Source organism: Psychrobacillus sp. FSL K6-4046 (genome assembly GCF_038624605.1).
In the GTDB taxonomy this organism is placed as follows: domain Bacteria; phylum Bacillota; class Bacilli; order Bacillales_A; family Planococcaceae; genus Psychrobacillus.
The window spans coordinates 828,610-851,752 of record NZ_CP152020.1 but is presented as its reverse complement, the minus strand read 5'-3'; the positions used below and the strand labels follow the sequence as shown (position 1 = coordinate 851,752).

17 protein-coding genes are annotated in these 23,143 nt (G+C 37.6%); 6 read left to right on the top strand and 11 right to left on the bottom strand.

Annotated features, from left to right (window positions below; translation table 11 throughout):
- Positions 1 to 86: 86 nt before the first annotated feature.
- Positions 87 to 1,400 carry a hypothetical protein gene (locus tag MKY09_RS04045; protein WP_342567655.1) on the top strand — a complete coding sequence of 438 codons (1,314 nt, stop codon included), beginning with the start codon at positions 87 to 89 and terminating at the stop codon, positions 1,398 to 1,400.
- A gap of 39 nt (positions 1,401 to 1,439) precedes the next feature.
- Here the strand turns inward: MKY09_RS04045 and MKY09_RS04040 are convergent, their stop codons facing one another.
- Positions 1,440 to 1,967: a hypothetical protein gene (locus MKY09_RS04040; protein WP_169361439.1), complete on the bottom strand. Its 528-nt coding sequence runs from the start codon at positions 1,965 to 1,967 to the stop codon at positions 1,440 to 1,442.
- A 206-nt stretch (positions 1,968 to 2,173) separates the two neighbouring features.
- Positions 2,174 to 2,674, bottom strand: coding sequence for a competence protein ComK (locus MKY09_RS04035; RefSeq protein ID WP_169361440.1), 501 nt, complete (start codon positions 2,672 to 2,674; stop codon positions 2,174 to 2,176).
- Positions 2,675 to 2,928: 254 nt separating this feature from the next.
- Between MKY09_RS04035 and MKY09_RS04030 the strand changes: the two genes are divergently transcribed.
- The 3 genes from MKY09_RS04030 (at position 2,929) to MKY09_RS04020 (ending at position 4,844) form a co-directional block, all read left to right on the top strand.
- Positions 2,929 to 3,414: a sigma-70 family RNA polymerase sigma factor gene (locus MKY09_RS04030; RefSeq protein WP_169361441.1), complete on the top strand. Its 486-nt coding sequence runs from the start codon at positions 2,929 to 2,931 to the stop codon at positions 3,412 to 3,414.
- A 74-nt stretch (positions 3,415 to 3,488) separates the two neighbouring features.
- Entirely contained in the window at positions 3,489 to 3,884 is a 396-nt protein-coding gene (locus tag MKY09_RS04025) for a hypothetical protein (RefSeq protein WP_169361442.1), read from the top strand.
- A gap of 135 nt (positions 3,885 to 4,019) precedes the next feature.
- A complete protein-coding gene (locus MKY09_RS04020; protein WP_169361443.1) occupies positions 4,020 to 4,844 on the top strand; it encodes an aldo/keto reductase in 825 nt (274 codons plus the stop codon).
- A 454-nt stretch (positions 4,845 to 5,298) separates the two neighbouring features.
- Here the strand turns inward: MKY09_RS04020 and MKY09_RS04015 are convergent, their stop codons facing one another.
- The 4 genes from MKY09_RS04015 to MKY09_RS04000 form a co-directional block, all read right to left on the bottom strand.
- Positions 5,299 to 5,955 carry a ribonuclease H family protein gene (locus MKY09_RS04015; RefSeq protein WP_342567654.1) on the bottom strand — a complete coding sequence of 219 codons (657 nt, stop codon included), beginning with the start codon at positions 5,953 to 5,955 and terminating at the stop codon, positions 5,299 to 5,301.
- Positions 5,956 to 7,025: 1,070 nt separating this feature from the next.
- Positions 7,026 to 7,268 (bottom strand): hypothetical protein, encoded by a 243-nt coding sequence (locus MKY09_RS04010; RefSeq protein WP_169361226.1) that lies wholly within the window; start codon positions 7,266 to 7,268, stop codon positions 7,026 to 7,028.
- Positions 7,269 to 7,430: 162 nt separating this feature from the next.
- The gene (locus MKY09_RS04005) at positions 7,431 to 9,647 is read right to left on the bottom strand and encodes a hypothetical protein (RefSeq protein ID WP_342567653.1); all 2,217 of its coding nucleotides are present in this window, start codon (positions 9,645 to 9,647) and stop codon (positions 7,431 to 7,433) included.
- A 152-nt stretch (positions 9,648 to 9,799) separates the two neighbouring features.
- A complete protein-coding gene (locus tag MKY09_RS04000; protein ID WP_342567652.1) occupies positions 9,800 to 10,252 on the bottom strand; it encodes a VCBS domain-containing protein in 453 nt (150 codons plus the stop codon).
- 318 nt (positions 10,253 to 10,570) lie between these two features.
- Here MKY09_RS04000 and MKY09_RS03995 point away from each other — a divergent pair, with 318 nt between their 5' ends.
- A complete protein-coding gene (locus MKY09_RS03995; RefSeq protein ID WP_342567651.1) occupies positions 10,571 to 11,395 on the top strand; it encodes a DUF2599 domain-containing protein in 825 nt (274 codons plus the stop codon).
- Positions 11,396 to 11,863: 468 nt separating this feature from the next.
- Here the strand turns inward: MKY09_RS03995 and MKY09_RS03990 are convergent, their stop codons facing one another.
- The 5 genes from MKY09_RS03990 to MKY09_RS03970 form a co-directional block, all read right to left on the bottom strand.
- Entirely contained in the window at positions 11,864 to 14,449 is a 2,586-nt protein-coding gene (locus MKY09_RS03990) for a bifunctional 2',3'-cyclic-nucleotide 2'-phosphodiesterase/3'-nucleotidase (RefSeq protein ID WP_342567650.1), read from the bottom strand.
- Positions 14,450 to 15,170: 721 nt separating this feature from the next.
- Positions 15,171 to 16,214 (bottom strand): GDSL-type esterase/lipase family protein, encoded by a 1,044-nt coding sequence (locus MKY09_RS03985; protein WP_342567649.1) that lies wholly within the window; start codon positions 16,212 to 16,214, stop codon positions 15,171 to 15,173.
- A gap of 189 nt (positions 16,215 to 16,403) precedes the next feature.
- Entirely contained in the window at positions 16,404 to 17,729 is a 1,326-nt protein-coding gene (locus MKY09_RS03980; RefSeq protein ID WP_342567648.1) for an ABC transporter permease, read from the bottom strand.
- The gene (locus tag MKY09_RS03975) at positions 17,726 to 18,385 is read right to left on the bottom strand and encodes an ABC transporter ATP-binding protein (protein WP_251552654.1); all 660 of its coding nucleotides are present in this window, start codon (positions 18,383 to 18,385) and stop codon (positions 17,726 to 17,728) included. Before MKY09_RS03975 ends, MKY09_RS03980 begins: the two co-directional genes overlap by 4 nt.
- 699 nt (positions 18,386 to 19,084) lie before the next feature.
- The gene (locus tag MKY09_RS03970; protein ID WP_342567647.1) at positions 19,085 to 20,215 is read right to left on the bottom strand and encodes a hypothetical protein; all 1,131 of its coding nucleotides are present in this window, start codon (positions 20,213 to 20,215) and stop codon (positions 19,085 to 19,087) included.
- Between the two features lie 324 nt (positions 20,216 to 20,539).
- Here MKY09_RS03970 and MKY09_RS03965 point away from each other — a divergent pair, with 324 nt between their 5' ends.
- A complete protein-coding gene (locus MKY09_RS03965) occupies positions 20,540 to 23,056 on the top strand; it encodes a LuxR C-terminal-related transcriptional regulator (RefSeq protein WP_342567646.1) in 2,517 nt (838 codons plus the stop codon).
- The last annotated feature ends 87 nt before the right edge of the window (positions 23,057 to 23,143 follow it).

The following is a 23,143-nucleotide window of genomic DNA, read 5'->3' as shown; positions in this document are numbered from 1 at the left end:
CTTTTTGTACCTGTCTTTAAAGAATAGGGTAAACTATAATTAGACAAAATTCAACAAATTTTTAGAAAAAGGAGAACATTATAAATATGCCTCGCATTTTAATATTGACTACCGAGAATTCACTAGAATGGGTTAAGCAGGTAGAAACACTACCAGTAGAACCATGTGAGTATAGTTTTATGGTGTACCAATCATTAGAGCATTTAAAGGATATTTTTTTAGAGCAGATTCGATTAGTCGACGGAGTTCTATTTAGCGGACAAATCCCACACTTTTTTGTCCAGCAGCACTTCCCCGATATTGACATTCCGATGTTACATTTTGATGTTACGCAAACGGACTTCTATCGTGCATTATCTGAATATATGTATACAAACCGAGACTTTCAGATGAAACGTTGCTTGATAGACTTTTTATATGAGGAAAATAACTATCTTGGAGTGAAGGAATGGACGGAGAAAGAGGACTTCCCTTATATCTTTGATGCAACCATGCAGTCCTATGCAGATCACCAGGTATATGAAAAAATGACGAACTACCATGTGAAGCTTTGGAAGGAAGGGAAAATAGATGTTAGCATGACACGACTGAGTCGCCTTCCTGACATACTGAAGCCGTATGGAATAAATTTAATTTTAGTTGTACCTTCCCAAAGAAGCATGGTCGAAAAAGTAGATGAGCTCTTAAAAGAAATTCAAATACTCCAGCTAATTGAAAATCAAGTAGTCATAGCACATTTAGAGCTATCTATAACACGGGAAAATTTTAGAGATTTGGAATATAAACAAATGTCCTTATACAAAGCAATCCTAGACTTTAGCCGAGGAAATAATATGAAATTTATCATTCATCAAAATACGTTTTTCTATGAAGTTATAACGAATTACTGCGACTTCAAACTAATAACAAGTGACATGGAGAGCTGCAAACTAGTCAGCTACCTTTCAGCCGAGCTACCATTTGTAGTGAAAATTGGATGGGGAATTGGCAATTCTATTCAAGCAGCACAGTTAAACGCAGAAAAAGCGGCTCACTTATGTACAACTTCGGAAACACAGTCCTATATATTAACAAAAGAGGCAAAGCTCATTGGACCTCTTGGAAGCGAAGACTATATTCAAGTAGATACTCAGTACGATTCTGCAACAGAAAAGCTAAGCGCTAAGCTAAACACGACGTCCCTTCAGCTGAAGAAAATAATCGCAGTAATGAACAAGCTTCAAACAAACATCCTGTCAGCGGAGGACCTAAGTATTCACTTGGGTATTACCGAAAGAGCAGCCAATCGTATTCTGAAAAAGCTAGAGGAAAAAGGGGCGGCAAAGGTTACGACACAGCAGCAAAAAAAACTAAGAGGACGACCCAAAAAAGTATATCAGCTTTATTTAGAGGAGGTATAAACGTAGGCAGCCAATCATTACAAAATTGGCTGCCTACTTTTAATTTATCTCTACATATGTACTGGAAATCTGCTTATACATGATGATAGGTTCTTTTTCTATGTTGTAAGATGTAAATCCTAATTCAGTATAGTACGGTGATATACTGGTTAAGTTATCGATTACGTGATGACGGCTATTCGAAATTAAAATCAATTCAACATTTAATAATGATAATTGATCCTCCAGCTTTTCATAAATGGCAATGCTAAGCTCCTTTTCATCCCAAGGTTCTTTGAGATTCAATGTATGAAAAACAGCTACGATACTATTGATCTTATCTACTTCACAAAATTTTTCTAAACTTATTAGAGAGTACGATAGCTTATCAGACAAGCAATCTGCTTCTCCACAAAGATCTAGATAAGAGGTTTTTACTGGATTAAACAAATGTAAGGAGGCTTCGCCTATTAGAATTGGATCGTCATGAGAATCTTTATAGATGAAACACTGGGCAAGAACTCTAAAGAACGATGTACCCTCCTCAACTGCAAGTTTAAAGTCGACATAAACGTTAGCTACGTCCATTCTATTCCCTCCATATATTCAAACCATTTTACATCAAAATATTATTTCATTTTTACCAATAATTTGATTCAACACGTATATAAACAATTGTAATAGATAGATTGTATCATTAATATAGGTTTAAAGAACTATATATTAATATAAAAAAGCGACTGATTATGGAGTAAACAGCCGTTTTATTAAGGAGAAACTATTTTTCTATTTAATTACATTTTGTTTGGAAATTTCAAATCAAATAAGTCTACCTTCTCACTTAACATACTAAATAAATTCATTGTTGTGTGTAATCGCTCCTGCTGCTTCAACAACGTATACTTAGAAACAGCTACTTCCACGCTTATTTTGTCATAAAACGTAAGCTTGCATAAACCCCTTCCCTGGTTCTCTATTTGAAACAAATGATTAAATATCCAAATACATTCTAAGTCCTTATAAGATCTTGTTGGAAAAGCACCGATTTTTTCAGCTATTAAAATTGGTGACTTGTTTGCATAATTCATCATTTTCTTAGTTGCTTCCATTCGACCTTCTAATGTAGAAGCATGGCGAATACATGCTAAATTCAGTAGTTGATTGACGGATAAGGAAGATCTGAAAACTCCATGTGTTGTAGTGATAATGGATTTATATCCCCCACAAAATGCTGATTGAATCATAAGTGTATATCTCGTTATCAATAAAGAATCGTTATACAGCAGTTTTTTCACTCCCCTGTTTCCCCTTAAATAAATAATACTAAATACCCTCCTCTTTGTATAGTCTGAATTAACTGAATAATTGTAATTATTAATATAATATGGATTTTAATTTATTTTGTCGTATTTCATTAAAATTTTGCAAAACAAATATAACGTATGTATGTCAATTCTTCATATTTCCACATTCGAATATCGCGAGACTTCTCGTTATGCTATGGAATACCTAGGAAAAAAATAGTCATGCATGATGGAATGGAAATTATATGGAGCGTTTTGAAGATATTTTAGATGACTATAAGCCAATGATCTCTGCCTGCATAAGAAAATTAAATATTTATAAAAACCACGATACCTTTAAACAGGCTGGATTTATCGCACTATGGAAAGCTTGGTTAAAGTATGATGCTACCAAAGGTGACTTTACTCCCTTTGCTTATCGGACGATCTATGGAGCATTACTCGATGAATTAAAAAAAGAACATCTCAACGAAGAACGTTTTCAAGTTATAGAAGAAGAACAATTGAGCAACCTACTAGAGAATGACAAGCTCCCCACTATTGAACATGACCAATTGTCCAATGCTATAAAACAATTATCGGTCGACGAAAAAGAATTATTACGCTGGCTATTTGTGGAGGAGACCTCTCTCAAACAAGCTGCTACAAGGTATGGAATAACTGTTTCTGGAATTAAAAAGAGACGAGAACGACTACTATGTAAAATGAGGAGCTTGATGGGTAGAGGATAATTTTATTTGGGAGGTGTTTGGTTAAGATTTGAAGTGGGTATTATTTAAGTAAGACTCAAAAGGGAGTGATAAGAATGTCAAAAGTTAACAAGCAAGCATTACTCATCGGAAGCGTCGCAGCCTTCGCCATTACTTATTTATATAAAACAGAAAATCGTAGTAAAGCTAAGGTCGCTTTAAAAAATACGAAAGCAAAAATGGATTCTTATATGGACTCACGCAAAAATTCACCAACATATGTGACGAAAACAGGGTTTTCTGATCCTGGGGATCCAGATGATAACCGTATGATTGAAGAAGGTGCAATGACAAGTATTCAATACTTCAATGCTAATGCCCAAGATAAAAAAGGGAAAAACAACTACCCAAAATCACATAAAAAACAAACACCTGTTACAGAGGAATCACTAGAAGAATCCAACAATGATTCTCCAGCGAAACAAGAAAACACAAAAAGAATGAATCCATAGTAATCAGAAGCCTGTACTTAGAGTACAGGTTTTTTCCTTGAATGGAGTTCCAATTAAATGCAAAAATAATTATTTTCTATTAAACTAAAATGGTAATTGTATGCAAAATATAGGAGAGATGGGAGTAATGCTAGAATGAATTATATTACCTTAAATAATGGTTTGAAAATGCCCCAGCTTGGATTTGGAGTTTGGCAAGTACCAAGTGAAGAAGCTACGAAAGCAGTTTCTAAAGCAATTGAAGCTGGATATCGTTCCATTGATACAGCAATGATTTATAAAAACGAAGAAGGCGTCGGTGAGGCATTAAAAAATGCCGATGTAGCTCGCGAAGATTTATTTATCACTACAAAGGTTTGGAATAGCGACCAAGGCTACGAAAATACCTTACGCGCATATGAAGAAAGCCTGGAACGTCTAGGTCTTGACTATGTTGACTTATATTTAATTCACTGGCCAACCCCTCAATTTGATAGTTATGTTGAAACATATAAAGCGATGGAAAAGCTATACAAAGATGGACGAGTAAAGGCGATCGGTGTTTGCAATTTTGAAATAGAACATTTAGAGCGCATTTTAGAGGAATGTGAAATCCCACCGGTATTAAACCAAGTAGAATGTCATCCTTACTTAGATCAAAGTAAACTAAAGGAATTCTGTGCCAAGCATAATATTTTTGTAGAAGCATGGAGTCCTCTAGACCAAGGTGGCGAGGTCCTGCAAGATTCCATCATTCAAAAAATTGCAGACACGCATGGCAAATCACCAGCACAAACCGTTTTACGCTGGCATTTACAAAACAACACCATCGTAATCCCAAAATCAGTTACTCCATCGAGAATCGAAGAAAACTTCCAGGTGTTTGATTTTGAATTAACTAACGATGAAATGGAACAAATCAAAACCCTTAACAAGGATCGACGTAAAGGATCCCATCCAAACGAGATGAATGTTCGATAAAAATTAGAGTCCACTTCCTAAAGGAAGTGGCTTTTATTGTTTAGGAAATTTTATGACTCTGAACCTATGGATAAATTGATGTCTAGCTCCAGCCCCTTGCCCCTCGGGGTCAAATGGTTAAAAGCTCCGGTGGCTGAGGAACTGCCTCCTCGCTTTTCTCCATTTGCCTGTCGGGGCAGACATAGGCGCTTGCGCTTTTCTAGATGTCTAGCTCCAGCTCCTTGCCCCTCGGGGTCAAATGGTTAAAAGCTCCGGTGGCTGAGGAACTGCCTCCTCGCTTTTCTCCATTTGCCTGTCGGGGCAGACATAGGCGCTTGCGCTTTTCTAGATGTCTAGCTCCAGCTCCTTGCCCCTCGGGGTCAAATGGATAAAAGCTCCGGTGGCTGAGGAACTGCCTCCTCACTTTTCCCCATTTGCCTGTCGGGGCAGGAATAGGCGGTTGCGCTTTTCTTGTTTACAGTAGTTCACTGTTAGCTATTATCTCAATGCCGTTCAATGCCTGGGTAGCTAGCCTGTCTGCCTCACTATTTTCCTTGCGAGGCACTGCCTCGTACGTAGGATTGATCCCAAGTTTTTTCATCTTCGCTTCGATGCGATCGGCCCAGCCCGATAGACTCGGCTCAATAACTGCCCACTCCCCACTCAATTGATTAATAACAACCTGCGAGTCACCAATAAACGTCACAGGCAAATGGTGAACACCAAGCAGCTCCAATTCCTTCAAACACATATGTAGTGCAGCATACTCCGCCTCATTATTAGATATTAAATGTGCGGAAGGAGCATTACTCCGAAGGCGATAAGCCTTACCACTCTGCTCATAATAAATCACACACCCCATACCCGACATCTTTGTTTGAATATCAAAGCCTCCATCAAAGTAAACACGCACATTATGAGGCTCCGTTTCAATACTTTTTAGGTAGCTCTTTAACTCCTTTAAAAGCCACGAGCTATCATACTGATCAATAAAATCCATCTGCTTTACTCTACCTGTTTTCTGAATATCTTCTGCAATAAGGAGTGCTTTAGCAACAGGCATTTCATCTGACCGAAAAAACGTCTCTGCCCCTCTAGGCGTTGTATAAGTCCACTCAATACGAATCTTCATCCAAATCTCCCCCAGATTACACCAATATTTCCTTCGAATAATTACAACTAGTTTACCCATTTCATAAAGCTTTATGTTCCGTTTAGGAAAGTTTATAGATATTTATATAGAAGGAACTCATTTATCCGTTTGCTAAGTGAGTATTTGATATGCAAGAATAGGCTTGCAGTTCTTGCCGACCTTCCACTCCAGCCAAATTTACGACAATGAGCAGCTAGTTTACTACAATCCAGCATTACTTTACGACAATCAACCCGTAAATTACTACAATCCCTCGACCGTTCTCCTACTCGAGGCAAATTTACGACAATAGGCAGCTAGTTTACGACAATCCTGCATTACTTTACGACAATCAACCCGTAAATTACTACAATCCCTCGACCGCTCTTCTACTCCAGCCAAATTTACGACAATGAGCAGCTAGTTTACTACAATCCTGCATCACTTTACGACAATCAACCCGTAAATTACTACAATCCTCGACCGCTCTCCTACTCCAGCCAAATTTACGACAATAGGCAGCTAGTTTACTACAATCCAGCATTACTTTACGACAATCAACCCGTAAATTACTACAATCCCTCGACCGTTCTCCTACTCCAGCCAAATTTACGACAATGAGCAGCTAGTTTACTACAATCCTGCATTACTTTACGACAATCAACCCGTAAATTACTACAATCCCTTACCCGCTCTCCTACTTGAGGCAAATTTACGACAATGAGCAGATAGTTTACTACAATCCTGCATTACTTTACGACAATCAACCCGTAAATTACTACAATCCCGAGCCAGCTCTCCTACTCCAGTCAAATTTACGACAATGAGCAGATAGTTTACTACAATCCTGCATTACTTTACGACAATCAACCCGTAAATTACTACAATCCCTTGCCCGCTCTCCTACTCGAGGCAAATTTACGACAATAGGCAGCTAGTTTACGACAATCAGCTATTTCTTTACGTCAAATCCCTCGCAAACATTCTCTTTTCCAATCAAATTCCTCTTCCAAACTAAAAAACAGGTTGTCCGAAGATGTGGATCTTCAAACACCCTGTTTTCTATAAGCTTAGTGGTTCAACCTTGGCTTTACATAACCAAAGCGGTGGAATAGTACCTCTCCTGCAATTTCTATGTAAGTTTTGGCTTGGTTTGGAGAGCAATACATAGCTCCCTTCTCTACAAATGGTTCTTTATCGTCCGAATGATTATAGTCCATGACAATTACTATATTTTTGCGATCCTCTTGTAGTTTATTTATCATGTACTGTGTAAAGGACGTTTTACCCAAAATGATATTTACTTTTAGCACTTCATCACCTCGTTTGTAAAAAGAATAGTATTACTTTATATTCTATAAGAAGAAAACTGAAAAGATTGTCGAAACTAGGCGAGAATCCATATTTTTTTTCATTAATTTATAAAAAATAAAAGCTATTCCCCGGGAAATATATCGAAGAATAGCCTTTATTGATTATTTTAAAGAATCTCGAAGAATTGTTCCATCCAATTTCGAGGCTTTCACACTGTATTCTAGCTGGTCTTGATTGACTATGCCAGAGGTCGAAGTAATAACAAAAACGGATGCATCAAAACTAAAGTTGTCATCTCTTGAAACAAAATCAACGATCTTTAAAGTATCTTCATCCACATAATCTACACGCACTTCCACTGAACTGCCAAACCCATCATTTATAGTGATCGTCCCCGAAATCTTTGTCTTAAAGGCGTGATTAAATGAAGGATTTATAAATTGGAAATCAAGCGTATCCATTATAGAAATTCCTTTGGAGCCTTCGTCATGGTAAGTGATAGATGTTGAGGCAAAAGCTCCCTCCTTTATCGTAGCATTGGCCTGATCCACCGATCCTGTGCCATCGATACCATCCTGTCCGGGACCATACTGATACGCAACAAAGGTATTTTCTATGTTTTGAAGCAAACTAACGGTTCCAACTGTCCAATTTCCTTCCTTGTCCACAGTTACCATACCAACATAAGCACTATTACGATAAACCTTCACTTTATTTCCTGGTTCAGCTGTTCCACTTATCTCGTAATATGAGCCATCAAAAGTAACAGATGATTTAACAGGGTTCTTAATGGTAACAGGGGCATAACGAGTGATATCCGAAATAATATTCCACGTTGATATATCCTTTGGATGAAGATTATACCCAACCGTCAGCATATCTCCCTCAGTCAAAGCTGCTACAAATTCATCTACAGAAACAATCTGTCCATGAATAAAAAATAAGTCATTCGTATCCCATTTGTATTTAATCCCGTTAACTACTATGAAATTTGAATTCTTATGAATAGGTGCATTTTCCAGCTTTAAATTGTATTCTCCTGCATTAGGTTGAAGCTGGTGGAAATAAGTAATTGCAGCTTTTTTACTTGTTTGATTGCCATCAAGCTTTTGAATGGTTGGTTGCACGCTCGTTGCCTCACTTGAAGAAGCCTTTACCGTAAAAACGACATGACCGTTCTGGTCCGCATAATGGCTCCATTCCTGACTTCCAGTATTAACCTGACCATTAAAGGAAGTAATAATAGCTGTCGTAGCTTCTCCATTAGGTTGAGCCAGGTTTATTTTTACTCGGCCGTTATAAGGTGAACCATCGCCATTTGTAAACTTCGCAATATACACACGAGTATCCGTCGTTTCAAGGTATTGATCTTTTAAATCCGTTAATGAAATACCTGATGTGTCCTCAACTGAAGGTGTCGTAAATTGCACGGAATGCCCTTTCCATCTCAGGGTGTAGTCCGTAGCTGATTCTAATTCTGAAGTTGATAATTTAATAGACTTTCGATCATCTGAAAGCTTGGCCTGCTGAATTATTTCCCCCGGAATAATAAACTGACCAGGTTCTAAATGATTAACATTTTGATCCATTGCTTTTGACAATTTCAAGGTTACTGTATGTTTGCCTTCAGGTGTTGCAAAAAGAGGTAACATAGGAATGGCATCCTCTACAGCCTCGTATTTGTTTACTAGCTTGGAGTGAAATCTATGGTTGTTCTCGAAATCGGTTAAGTATTGATGAGCCTTCATCAGCTCTAAATCAGCTTCTATGTATTTATTTTCCTTCAAAAGTTGTTCTGCCTTTTTTATATGCATATGTACGGTTACATCGTATCGAATACTTTGTATGAGATGTTCAAAGGTGGGCTTTACTGAGTTTCGTATTCCGTCTCTAGTGGACTGCCCATAGACTCGATCCAGCAGCTTGGCTTGCTTACGATACTCTTCCGAGGCCACGTGGTAGGCAGTTTCTATATCATCTAAATTTCCAGAGGATATTGCTTGTTGAACATTCGACGTTAGGACTTTTATTTTTTCACTTGAAGTAATTGCATCTATGTATGCCTGTGCTCGCTTTACTTGGACCTTTGCGTCAACCAGTGATGCCTGTACACTTAATCGCTTAGAGCTCGAGAGACTCGCAGCCGCTTTTTCTGCTGCTTCTATGTATTTTTTAGCTGTATTATATTCTTCATATGGCTTTGTTTTGAAATCTGCGAACCCTTCTACAGAAATGGCCCACTTTAAAATGGTGCTTGCATTTTGTGCATTTATTACAAGCTGATTCACATTTGCTGCAGCGTCAGCTTGGGTCAATGGCGTAGCTGCTATAATTGCTGAGGCTGCTACGGAAATTTTGAACATTTTAGACTTTCGCATATGGAGCTCCCTTCCTTTTATATTAATCATAACATGTAAATTAAGGTAAAAATATTACTAAATTTAGGTAATTTTTAATTATTTATTTAAATATTTACCAAACAGATACACATAAAAATGTCCCATCAACTCAATGATGGGACAGAATTAGGCTACTCAACAGAGATGACAGTTAGATTATCTTTTTTAGGAGGCTCAACTGGAAGCGTATCTCCTGGTTTTGGATTAGCTGGCGTTTCGACTACATCTGGTTTATCACCCTTTAATAATTTTAGCTTAGCTTTCGATGGAGTTTCGTACTTAATAGATATATCCTTTTTCACGAAGTTCCCTCCTCCTACACCATAAAGACCATTGTGGGCACCAATATAGCGATATACGCGGTATTCCTCACCCTTTTTCAAGCTTCGTACCTTTGTTAAAGATTGATCAGCCTCTAGTTTCCAAAGCGTTGTATCGGATTGGACCGTTACTTTTCCAATTTGACCAACCTTTAGCTCTGTTTTTCCCCACATTACTTTTTTCTCGACTTCAGCATAAGCACTATTAACAAAAATAAAAGAAAGTGTAATCACAAACAACACCATAAACTTTTTAATATTCATTAGCACTATCCCCCACATTAATTTCAGAATATTATATCTACTAATAGAATACCATATTTAAAGAAAAATAGAAAAACACTCATTCTAACATTTGAGAAGTGTGACAGGTGCCTGGCACCTGTCACACTTCTCAAATGTTAGTCCTATTTAGCCACGACTTTATCCATACATGCTTACCCTCCAAAGTACATGCAACTTTATAACCATATACTTATTTAAAATAAAATTATTTTTCATTTTTTCAATAAAAAGCTCTTTTATTAAGAAATAAGTCCTGATATAATGTAATGAATCAAACATAAGGGAGTATTTTATACCATGAAAATAATTAGAACTATCGTACTACTTTTCGTTGCTTCTATAACTTTATTTGGAGGTATAGCTTCCGCTAACGCTACTAAAAACAGTGTCTTTATAACTAGTGAAGGTGGAAGTAATCTTAATTTTGGGCCACCAAAAGTCTTGAAAAATTCACCTTTTATAAAATTCCCAAAAGAAATTATAAAAGAGAAAAAAGATTTCGCTTGGACACAATCTTTCACCGTTCTCCCTTCCACAACCAGCATAAGCGTAGAACTGCCCTTTAAATTCTCTAACGAAGAATATATAACCCTTTACAAGGATTCTTCTGAAAAGAAATTTAATGCAGGACATATTTTCAATAAAAAAAATGAGTCTCTCGGATTGTTTTTTATCTCCACCGAAAAAATTCAAAATAAATTACATTTGACTACAAATGTTCGAGATAAGAACATACTAGAATTGAAAATAGAAACAAAGAAACTTTTAGAACCAGTATCTATTACCATTGAAGTTACTAGTCCCGATATTAACACCTACTTCGATAATAATGACTGGATTAAAAGAGGTAATCTACATTCTGTCAGTATGAAGCCTAGCTCTTACTTATTAACATCAGCAAATTATGAAATATCAACATTAAAAAGGTTAGATGCCTGGAACAAACTTGTTGAGATACATAATACTAATGAAAAATGGAGTAATATTGAAGGATTACAAAATCAATTTGATTGCCATTTTAATTTCGCAAAAACTAAAGGAGAGTGGAACTTAGAGCCTGCCAGAAGAAATGTGGGATACTTCTCTACTGTTATGTCCTCCTGTAATCCTAGTGCTAAATAAATTGTCTAAACCTTTTTTACTCACATACAAATTTCGACGAAATATTAAAAACATTTTCGCTATAGTATACATATAAACTTTAAAAGGAGCATAAAATATGCAGCATATGGAATTCATCAATTTACTTGACACCGTCATAGGACCCCGCATTATTTTTCATCACATGGAATGCGAAATATGTGGATTTGATTTAATCCACTACCAAGATCCTGAAACTAGAAAACAAAATGGAATGGCATGTGAACAATGCAATTATGTAAAGAAGTATGAAATTATTAGATAGTACCAATTTATCCCCCAGATAGTAACCACTTTCAAAAGTGTACCTATTTGGGGGCTTTTTATTTTCTCTCTCAATAGCACTTATAATAACTCTTAAATCCGAATGATGACTTTATCCACATCAAAAAGATGACTACGGCTAATTGCCGAAGTCATCTTTTTATAGCTACTACTCTGTCTTTTAAATTATTTAATAGAGTACTTGCCAAATCCATCTGTACCCTCACCGATGAACTGGATATTTCCATCAGTAGGAATTATTTTTGCTGCGTTTTTAGAGGATTCAAACATGATTTTCGCAGTTGCTGGAAGTGGTGCAAATTTCCAGTTTCCATCTGCCGAAGGATCGATAGTTTTCTTCTCTAAAATGTAGTCAATGATTGCTTGACGGTTTTCATCCGGATATACTTCCGTTTCTGTTGCATTACGTACGCCTGGGAATGTTCCATTTGCACGGTAGTTGTTAGTTGCTACGATGAATTGTTGTTTTAAGTCGATTGGTTTGCCGTCGAATTGCAGGTTCACAATACGAGAAGCATCCTTATTCACAAGGTTACCATCTGGATCGTATTTTGCTGGTTTTGTTACATCAATTTCATAAGTTACTCCGTCAATTACATCATAGTTATATGAGCGGAAATCTGTATTGATTAGCTGTTGTTCTCCAGTTTTACTTGCATCAATTTGGTTGAATTGTCCAGCAGACATTTCTAGCCATTCTTTCACATCTGCACCTGTTATTTTAACTATAGAAACTGTATTGTCATACAAGTATAGGTCTGCAATGTTTTTAATCGCCAGCTCGCCCGTAGGGATATATGTGTAATACTCTGAGTCGCTTCTTGTTCCTGCTTTAAATGGAGCACCTGCTGAAAGCACTGGAAGGTTCTCATTAGCTGTTCCTTTAAGCTTCGCTTTTACATATGCCGTTTGTGCATCTGTTACGATTTGGATAGATGGGTCGTCTTGCACTTGTGAGAAATAGCTATGGATATCAGCTGTAGTTGCACCAACTGCTTGTCGTACATAATTGATAGTTCCCTCATGCGCTTCTTTCACTGCTTTTACAATGGTTTGATTCACATCTGAATCATCTTTTGCAATTGTACGGACTTCAGCTTTAGAAGAAGAAACCTTCCAGCCGTCTCCAGCTTTTTCAAGAGTAAGGTCAATTACACCTAAATGGCTACCGAATTTACCAGGCATAACAACGGGTACACCGTTTATAGTTCCTTTATCGATGTCTACATTAGTTAGAGAAGCATCTACTTTACCTGGGAACACTTGGTGCGCATGTCCAGTGATAATTGCATTTACATCCTTCACTTTAGTTAGCAAATACGTTACGTCTTCTTCGCCTACCTCATGAGTTGTATCACCTAAACCTGAGTGAGAAAGAACTACAACTACATCTGCTCCAGCTTTTTTCATTTCTGGAACGACTTTTTCAATAGCTTGAACGGAATCATCAACTGTTACTTTACCTGTTAGATGAGATTTATCCCATTTAAGGATTTGTGGAGGAACAATACCAGTTACCCCAACTTTTACAGTTGTTTTATTTCCAGCTGCATCAACCACTTCTTTGTCCATTAAAACATAAGGAGTGTATGCTAATTTGCCAGAAGCCACATCACGAACGTTCGCATTTACGAAAGGAAAATTTGCATCATCCATTACTTCGTCTAAAAACTCAAGACCGTAGTTAAACTCATGATTTCCAAGAGTTGCTCCATCATAATCTAGTAGCTCCATAGCAGTAATTGAAGGATGCTCTTCTCCGTCCACTAATTTATCAACAGAAGATTTATAAGAGCCAAGTGGAGTTCCTTGTATAGCATCACCATTGTCGAATAGTAACGAGTTGCTATTTTCTTTACGTGCATTTTCAATAAGTGTAGCTGTTTTAGCAAGACCTAAGCTGTTAGAAGCTGTGTCTTTATAATAATCATAGTTTACGATATTAGTGTGAATATCAGAAGTTCCTAGGATACGTAAAGAAACAGTCTCTTTCCCTACTTTATCGTCTATCTTCTGATTGTATAAGTCTCTTAAGAATTGCTTAAATCCTGGGAATGCATTGGAAGCTGGTACCTTATCAATTAGTGGGTAAACTTTAAGAAGGACATCCTTTGCTTCTTCTAATCTACCAGCTTGCGTTAATTTGTCTGCTTCCACTATTCCCATGAAAATAGTTACTGGGATTTGTAACTCGTCACGTTTAGCATTAGCTGGATCTTTATATTCCTTTAACAATAAATCACGTGCAGCTTTACCAGAAAAACGATACAAAATAGCTGTTCTAGATTTTAATTGAGCAGATAACGCATGGTAAGACTTTTCAACTTGGAATACATTTTTAGAAGCTTCTGCCTCTTCAATATCCTCCATAATCGGATTCAAATATTTATCTGCATAATTATAAGCATCAATATAAGGGATAATTCCTCTTGTTACTTTTTCATTATACAAAGCGTCTAACTCTTTCAGCATTGCAGCTTTATTTTTAGCGTTAGATTTAGTAATAGCTGTTTTTGCTTTGGCATAACTTGCTTTGGCCTTGTTTAAAGCAGGATATAATTCTTTACTAGTAGCGATTTTACCTTTTTGAGCTGGCACAACGTAAGCATACGCCGCATTTTTCATGTCCATTCGTGCTTGGTCGACAATTTGTTGTGTCGAACTACTCGCAAAAGTTACATTGGCTGATGCAAACAAAGACGTGGCAAGTGCAGCTGCAACTACCGATTTTTTTATAGAATCCTTTTTCACAATCCCACTCCTATTTCTAATTTCATTTATTTTCTAACTAGTATACCTATTTTTAAAACATAGAATAATTAAGCACTTCTTAAAGATAATGAATTATCATCACTAAAACAATACGCACTTTACAAAGATTTTATAAAATAAATCTAAATACACAAAAGACATCCAAATTATTAGTAAATAAATATCTATTTTTACTGTACTCTATAGGTGTCTATTAATACAGGTGCCTGGCACCTGTATTAATAGACACCTATATTTCATTTCCTCAATCTGAACACAAAGTGCTTCATTTTGACCTAAAAGCAACTCATTACACTCCTTAAAATCTCCTTGTAAGATATCGTAAGAGAGTCCATGAATCGAGAAGATCCCAATAGGCAGCCCAGAAAAACAGCACGTTCCTTTGATCCCCAATAACTACACGAATACCATTCTTTTTTAACCTAAATGCTAACGACTCTAAAGAAACCATTCACCACTATCGACGTGCACTAATCTAAATGAGAAAACTCAGCAAATTGACAGCAGTAAATAACAGTTTCCCTCAACTATATCCGGACAAAAAAATAATAGGAAAAGCTCTCCTTATATGTGTGTGGTATTCGGAATCTCTAACAAAACACTATCACGTTAAAGACATTAAAAAGCCTATCTCATCCATTAGAGATGAAATAGGCTTAAATCTTTTCTACTTAATTGTTATTTTTTCCAATACTCTCTTCTACTTCACCACAAACTTAACTAACACACTCTCCGTCAAAGGCTTTTCGTCTTTCCCCTTTAACTTGTTCGTAATCATTAGCTCGTAGGAACCTGGTTTATATCCACCTTTTGGAGCGAAAACTTCGACTTGCTTTCCGTTGGCCTTGGACACGGCTTTATCAACTGGTATTGCCATTGACCCATCCTTCATGACAAAAATGGATTGATTCAAACTTGCATTGTCGACATCCTTGCTTAACGTAATTGTCCATTTTTTATCAGAGGCTACAGGTATATTTTTCTCCATTACCCTGCCCCATCCAAGTGGTAGCTCAGGCAGCGTTTTTAAGAAAAATTGGTCAGCAATTACTTGGTAGCCAGCTTCGTTTGGGTGAATATCCTTTGGATTTTCTAAATAGACCGTTCCCTTTGCATCAAACGCTGGCGCCACATTAACAAAATGCACACCTTCACTTTCTGCAATAGATGCAATTCGATTATTTACAATATTGAATGCCATTTGTAGCTGTTGTCTCGTAGCAATATCCGTCATATGTGGAAACGGAAAAAAGTAGCCGAACAAATAGATTTCGGCATCTGGGTTAATAGCCTTTACTTGTTTAACCGCAGTCGTCAGATTCTCCGACACCTTACTCAATATTAAAGTTGCTGCAGTGAGATCAACATTTACACTTTCATCCTTGGGGTCATAGAAGACTTGGATAAAGTCATTTGCACCACTGACAATTGTTACAAGCTCTGCTTCCTTTAAAGCCTTTTGAACATCTTCTCGCTTAAGCTTTTCTAGCAGTCCTTCCGTCGTTTCACCGGATTTAGCAAATTCCTTCGTAAAGGAGCCTAAACGTCCTTCCTTCTCAAGCTTCTCGCTAATTATGTCTGTAAATCCACGCCCAACTCTTTCTCCATATGGCGTTTGACCACTAGCGATGGAATCTCCTAACGCCACGTAATCTATTTTGTCATTCGTCGCAAAAGCTGCTGGCATATTTACACTAAAGACAAACAAACATAAAACCAATAATATTTGTACCTTTTGTTTCACTATTTTTCCCCCTTCTACGAAACTCTATATCTTATCTTATTCCCTAAATCACATCAAAAAACCTTTAGGTAAATAAAAAAAGTACAAGCTCCATAAAAATCAAATAGCAAAACAAATATTATTACAGGTGCCAGGCACCTGTAATAATATTCCTATAATAATCCTATTTGCTTTTCCAAAGGTCCAAAACTAATCAAACCGCAAAGCCTCACTAGGATTCATACGAGCAGCCTTCCAGGCAGGATAAATGCCGAACAGGCTACCGATGCCAAAGGATGTATACAACGCAAGCTTAACCGCCCATAAAGGAAGCACCAAGGCAAAGATATCCACATTATTGTTCCAAAACTCTATAAACAAATATCCAAGGCCAATCCCGGCAGCTCCACCGATCACACATAGCAGCAACGTTTCGAAGAAGAACTGCATTAAAATTTCGAAGGTTGTTGCACCTAGTGCCTTTCTTATACCAATTTCCTTCGTTCTTTCTCGGACAGACATCACCATGACATTCATGATTCCCATACCGCTGATCACTAAGGCCGTGGCAGTAATCCCGAACAACATCACCTGCAATATAGAAGTAACCTTTCCTAAAGCTCCGAGCATTTGCTCCTGCTTCACCACACTGAAATCTATTTCTGTATGGTTCGTCATGATGGCACTAAACACTTGCTCGTCCACCTGATCGACGGCGTCCACACTGGAAGCCTCCACAATCATCTTCGTTAAGTTCTTCATATCTGTATTCTCAAGAGCCGTCTGAATCGGAATAACCACATTATTATCTGTACTAGACCCTAGCGTGGCGTTTGGGGCGAGCACTCCAATTACCTCATACGTTTCTTCATTTATCGTAACAGTTTGTCCGACTAATGAAGGCTCTTCCGCAGATGCGGTCTCTCCTAGGAGCTTATTCATGATTCGCTTCCACCATGGATCGGGTTCCACTTTTTCCTCCGAAGGCATCCCTCCGCCCTCAGCAGGAACTTCCTTATTTCCAAGCAATGCCTCGTGAATATTGTTACCAAGCACAATGACCTTAGCCTTCCCATCCTGCTCCTCTTGTGTAAAAAATCTTCCTTCTGACAGCTCGGCATGCTGCACTCTCAGAAATTGATCCGTTGTGCCAACCATAGCCGACTGAGCACTCTTTTCATCATATTTCACTACATTGATTGTTTCTAAAATAGGAGTTACCGTTTTGACATCCTCCACATCTGCCACCACTTCTGCATCTGCATATGTAAGCGTACTTGGTACACTAGTCAATCCGCTAAGTAAATCCTTCTCCCCGTTTGTAGTATCGAGTAGTCTACCAGGCATGACAAGAATTTGTTCTGCTCCTAGGCTCCCCATCTGCTTCATCAGCGTGTCTTTTACCCCTATAGCAATCGCAGATAACACAATGACTGCAAACATCCCAATGATCACCCCAGTCATCGCCGATAACACGCGAAGCCGATTCGACCATAAACCAAAGCAGGCCAATTTAAATGATGTAAATAGCTTCATATAAGCACCCCATTCTGCAATGTTAAAATGCGCTGTGCTCGAGAAGCTACTTCCATGTCATGCGTGATGATAATAAGGGTTGCTCCTTTTTCATGTACTCGATCAAATAAGTTCAAAATACTTTTCGTTGTTTCCTCATCCAAGCTCCCTGTCGGCTCATCGGCAAGTATAAGCGAAGGCTCATTGACCAAGGCCCTTGCAATAGCGACACGTTGCTTTTCACCACCCGATAATTGGTCTGGCTTGTAGTTTTTCTTATCTAAAATACCCATCTCTTCTAACATAGCAAGAACGCGAGCTTTCTTTCGTTTTAGCCTTTTTCTCCCGTATGTTAAGGGGAGTAACACATTTTGATATACAGACAAGTTGGGGATTAGCTGAAAATGCTGAAAGACAAATCCTATTTCCTCATTCCGTAGCTTTGCCCGACGAGCTTTACCCATTTTATGTACTGACTTTCCAGCTAACACATAGCTTCCTTTATCTAACAAGTCCAGAGTTCCTAACAAATTGAGCATCGTGCTCTTCCCTGAACCGGACTTCCCCATGATTGCCACGTACTCTCCCTGCTCCACACGAAGATCCATCCCGCGCAATACTTCCATCTGCTTTGTCCCTGAACGATATTTTTTTCGCACATCTCGGAGTTCGATCATTTCGCATTCCTCATTTCTTACATCCTCAAGTGTCCTCATTCCCCTCCATAATACGACAAATCAAATCAAATGCCTCCAGAAAGTGGGTAAAATGCCTCTATTCTACCACAACCAAAAAAGAGGTACATGAGATTCTGACTGTCTTGCACAGAGCATGAATCTATCTTTCTAACCGTTTTCCCTTATTTCCCTCTCTTTCCGACAAACAATCCACCGTCGAATAAAAATCGTTCTTTTTAATTGAAAATAGAGTTCAATTTCTATGAATAAAAGATTACAAATAGACCTAACCTTTAGTATGTTCCTCCTAAAAAAAACGTTCATAATAGAACACGCTCCCTCCATATAATCTATTAACAGGAAATAGTCGAAATCAAATCCAAATTTCTGCCGGCTTTCGACGAATAATATGGTTTTAACTTGCTATATTGATACAAAAGCAGAGGGAGATGTAGAATATGCAGTCCGATTTTAATCAGCTGTTAGACAACGTCATTGGTCCTCGTCTCATTTTTCATGTCATGGAGTGTTACATTTGTGGGTACGATGAAATTTACTATCAGCACCCCGATACCCAAGAACAAATAGGCCACGCTTGTGAAGGGTGCAATTATGTGAAACCCTTCAGCTTCCAAAATGAACATTCATAAACAAAAAAAGACCACGTAAAAGTTTAGCTTTTACATGGTCTTATTTTGTTTAGTTAAAAACTAGTATAAATACGACATCCAAGGCACCATTATTAACGGTGACTGGAAGATTAAATGACTTGCCTTTTAATTCGGATAGCACTTTTGCATCTGCAGGAAACAAAGTCTTTAATTCATTCATAGCTGCCTCTGACAATGGATCGTTTCCATTCACCTTAGACACACCTAAGCTACTAATGAGGGTCGGATAAAATCCTTTACTCAAAAAGTCTAACATACTGATATCTTCCTGAACTGTTATCGTTATAGAATTGGACGTGCTAGATGATAAAAGAACATTTTTTTGGCTAGCATTTACTGCCTTCACGAAGCCTTCCACCTTTGCATCAAGTACCTGCTGTTCTGTGGACTGGTTAGGAAGTCCTTCCACTACCGCTTTAATTTTAGCTACTTCAGCCAATAGAATAGGCGAATACTTACTTGTTTTCGGTAGCCCTTCCATTAAGGCATTTATTTCTGCATATACTTTTAAAGCTTCCGATTGTTTCCCAGCTGTATATAAGCTTTTTAAATCTACTAATTTCATATAAATGGTGACTGGTAGCATTAGTTCGTCACGTTTAGCATCAGCTGGCTTTTTATACTTTTCTAATAGTAAATCACGTGCAGCTTTACCAGAAAAGCGATATAAAATAGAGGATCGATCCTTTAACTGATACGAAAGCTTATGATATCCAGCAGCTACTCCTGCAAAATCACTCTTTGCTTCCGCTTGGTTAATTTCCCTCATTAGAGGTTCTATATACTTCGTTGCGTAATTATACGCATCTATATAAGAAACTAATCCCTTAGTTACTTTTTCATTGTAAATGGCATCCATTTCCTTCAGTGTGCCTTCTATCTCGCCTGCCGATAATTTGGATGAGGTGACGACACTTTTTGTGATCTCATATTTTTTCTTCACACTATTTAACGAAGCATAGAGCGAGTCACTAGGGATTAAATTCCCTTCAAGCGCCGGAGATACGTATAGTGTAGTCGCCTTCTGTAAATCACCTTTCACCGTGGCCACCGATTGCTCCACTGAAAATGATTTTCCATACGCAATTGGTGAAAAGGCTAAAACCGAACTTGTTAATAAGGCTACCGCTGTTGCTGTCTTCCATCCTTTATTCCTCAAAACTATTCCTCCTATTGAATTGCTCAGTTTTTTATTTCAATTCTTAGTGCATTATTTAAAAAATCATTAATATACTATACTTTATCAAGTATCCCCCCTACCTACTTTAAGAAACCATTTCTCATTCGCAAAAATCCCTTAAAAACACATACCACTTAAGCTTATACGAAATGATTTTCAGAAAATATTGAGGAATGTTAATTATTTTAATTTTTTGAATAAAAAGTTGTAGATTAATAGTATAATAGATTTACAAGGAGACTAGTTAATTATTCTTATGTTTTCCAAAGTATAAGCAACCCATGAAGGTAAAAGAGGATGCAAATGGTCTGGTTGAGTTCCAAAACAACGGTACCAAAAGCTACAGCAGAAGCATTAGATAGAGAAAGATTATATGAATTACTTCAAAAAAGCCATTCTAAGAGAATCACCATTCTTCAAGCACCAGCAGGCTACGGTAAAACAACGCTATTAAGCCAATGGTTTAACCAAACAAATGACACCGTTACATGGATTTCTCTGAATACATCTGACAATGATCCGATACGATTTTGGAAATATGTTATTCATACGACATCTAATATTACGGAAAGTAACATGTATAACACGCTCGCCTCATTGTTCCAATCACAGGATCCTTCCACGTTAGAATTTTTGATTGATTCTTTCTTAAACGAAATGAGTTTAATGGAACGTCCCATCAGTATTGTGTTGGAAGACTATCATCTAATTGACAATAAAGTGATTCATCAAATGCTTACCCAACTAATCGAATATCTACCTGACAACGTACACGTCTACGTAACTAGTCGTGAGAATCTCCCCCTTCCAATCGCCAAGTGGCGAGTTAAATCCTGGCTCAATGAGATAAGCATGGAACAACTGTGCTTTACATTTGAGGAAATTGAACAATTTTACGAAAAGAAAAACCTCGAAGAGAAGCTACTACATCATGTATTAAACACCACAGAAGGCTGGCCAGCCGGCATCCAATTAACGAGTATTTCAATGAGGACCAACTCCAACAATGCATTAACATTAGACAAGATGAACCCTTTACAGCCCTTGATCACTGATTTTTTATTGCAAGAGATACTAGATACACTTCCGTCATCTATTCAAGATTTTCTTCTGAAGACTTCTTTTTTACAATCTTTAGAACCGGAAATTTGTAATAGCCTAACGAACCGAAGTGATAGCTATGCAATGCTTATAGAACTAGAAAACAAGGGAATTTTCACTGTTCGTTTAAACAATGCCCAACCGATGTTTCGTTACCATCATTTATTTGTAGAAGCTTTACAAATTGAACTTAAAAATCGTTATCCAAAGGAATTTGTTTCATCCATCATCTTGGAAACCGCGAAGCTGCTTTACTTAAAAGGTGATATCAACAGTGCGATTGACTTGGCCTTACAGGAAGGCGCCTTTACACTAGCGGAGTCGTGGATAACAGAACATTTAGTAGAAATATTTAAGAATGGAGAAACCTCCACTTTTTTAGGTTGGATTCAAACTTTAAGAAGAAACGATTACCCTGTTAATTATGAAATATTAGTGATGTACACCATTACCTTAATATCTGCCCTTCAACTAGAAGAGGCTGGTCTAATCATTTATGAGTTAGAGCTAAAGCAACAATTAGAACAATGGATGGATAAAGAGGAGAACAAAGGAATAGCTGATATTTTCACAACACTGCAAGTATATGCGCTTATTAGCATGGGGACAGGGATTGAAAAAGCGATAGAAATAATTCAAAGGCAAGTAGACCAAGGTTATGTTAGTTCTAGGTGGGATGGAATACCGATTAGGTTTAACTTATTTGAACATAAGCTTACTCGAACTAGCATTGGATCCAAGGGTAGATTTATGTCGTTAGAAAAAGCTATTCCGTTTGCAAAGTTATTCCGTGAAACTGAATTTAAGGAAAAAAATATGACTCTCTTTAGCTACGGGGCTTCAGCAGAAACATTGTATGAAAGAAATTATATCGATGCTGCCATTGGAGAATTAGAAATCGCTTTAAAGTATGGTCATAGTCTAAAAGATCCTGGATTATTTATTCCCATGTACGTTTTAAAGGCTCAAATTTATGCCTTAAATAAAAACTTCGTAGCAGCTCATGCATTATTAGATAACGTATTAGATTCATTAAGTGATAAGCATTGGCGTAATATTTTACTCACGATGAAAGCTCGTTGCTTTTTATTAGAAGGAAATACGTTAAGAGCAGAAGCAGAGCTACGAAAAGCGGAATCGAGACAACCTTTTTGGTTACTCGTCCATGCTAGATTATTACTAGCAACAGCAAAGGTAGAAGAAGCCTTAAAGACTGTAATCCAAGTGAAAACTAAAGCAATAGAGGAAGATCAAGTATCCACAATCGTAGAAGCTTCCTTGTTAGAAGCAATTTGTGAAATGGAAATGGACCATAAGGACAGCGCCTTGAACGCATTGCATGAAGCTTTGAGCTACGGCTCTACTTATGATTACGTCCGAACCTTCCTAGATGAGGAGGGTAGTATAAAATTATTAAAAGCCTATATCAAAGAACGACAAAAACATAAAAAGACCAGCTGGAATTCGGTACCGTTAAGCTATGTAAAACAGCTCATAGAAAGCAGCAGCCAAGCGGAGAGCAGCATACTAGACCAACTAACACCTCGAGAGCTGGAAGTTTTCCAACTACTTGTAGATGGTGCAACCAACAAGGAAATCGCACAAAAACTATTTCTATCCGAAGGAACCATACGCGTTTACCTAACAACGATATACAGCAAGCTAGGCGTGAAATCAAGAGCCAAAGCAATCCTGCTATACAACCAAAAATTCTTATAAACACAAGAAAAGCGGAATCGCCTGTCTCTGTCCCGACAGGCAAATGGGAAAAAGCGAGGAGGCAGTTCCTCAGCCACCGGAGCTTTT

Coding starts and splice junctions, on each gene's coding strand:
- MKY09_RS03975 (WP_251552654.1), bottom strand. CDS start 18,385: ATGATCGAACTCCGAGATGTGCGAAAAAAATATCGTTCAGGGACAAAG.
- MKY09_RS04030 (WP_169361441.1), top strand. CDS start 2,929: ATGGAGCGTTTTGAAGATATTTTAGATGACTATAAGCCAATGATCTCT.
- MKY09_RS04045 (WP_342567655.1), top strand. CDS start 87: ATGCCTCGCATTTTAATATTGACTACCGAGAATTCACTAGAATGGGTT.
- MKY09_RS04005 (WP_342567653.1), bottom strand. CDS start 9,647: ATGCGAAAGTCTAAAATGTTCAAAATTTCCGTAGCAGCCTCAGCAATT.
- MKY09_RS04040 (WP_169361439.1), bottom strand. CDS start 1,967: ATGGACGTAGCTAACGTTTATGTCGACTTTAAACTTGCAGTTGAGGAG.
- MKY09_RS03995 (WP_342567651.1), top strand. CDS start 10,571: ATGAAAATAATTAGAACTATCGTACTACTTTTCGTTGCTTCTATAACT.
- MKY09_RS03980 (WP_342567648.1), bottom strand. CDS start 17,729: ATGAAGCTATTTACATCATTTAAATTGGCCTGCTTTGGTTTATGGTCG.
- MKY09_RS04025 (WP_169361442.1), top strand. CDS start 3,489: ATGTCAAAAGTTAACAAGCAAGCATTACTCATCGGAAGCGTCGCAGCC.
- MKY09_RS04020 (WP_169361443.1), top strand. CDS start 4,020: ATGAATTATATTACCTTAAATAATGGTTTGAAAATGCCCCAGCTTGGA.
- MKY09_RS04000 (WP_342567652.1), bottom strand. CDS start 10,252: ATGAATATTAAAAAGTTTATGGTGTTGTTTGTGATTACACTTTCTTTT.
- MKY09_RS03965 (WP_342567646.1), top strand. CDS start 20,540: ATGGTCTGGTTGAGTTCCAAAACAACGGTACCAAAAGCTACAGCAGAA.
- MKY09_RS04015 (WP_342567654.1), bottom strand. CDS start 5,955: ATGAAGATTCGTATTGAGTGGACTTATACAACGCCTAGAGGGGCAGAG.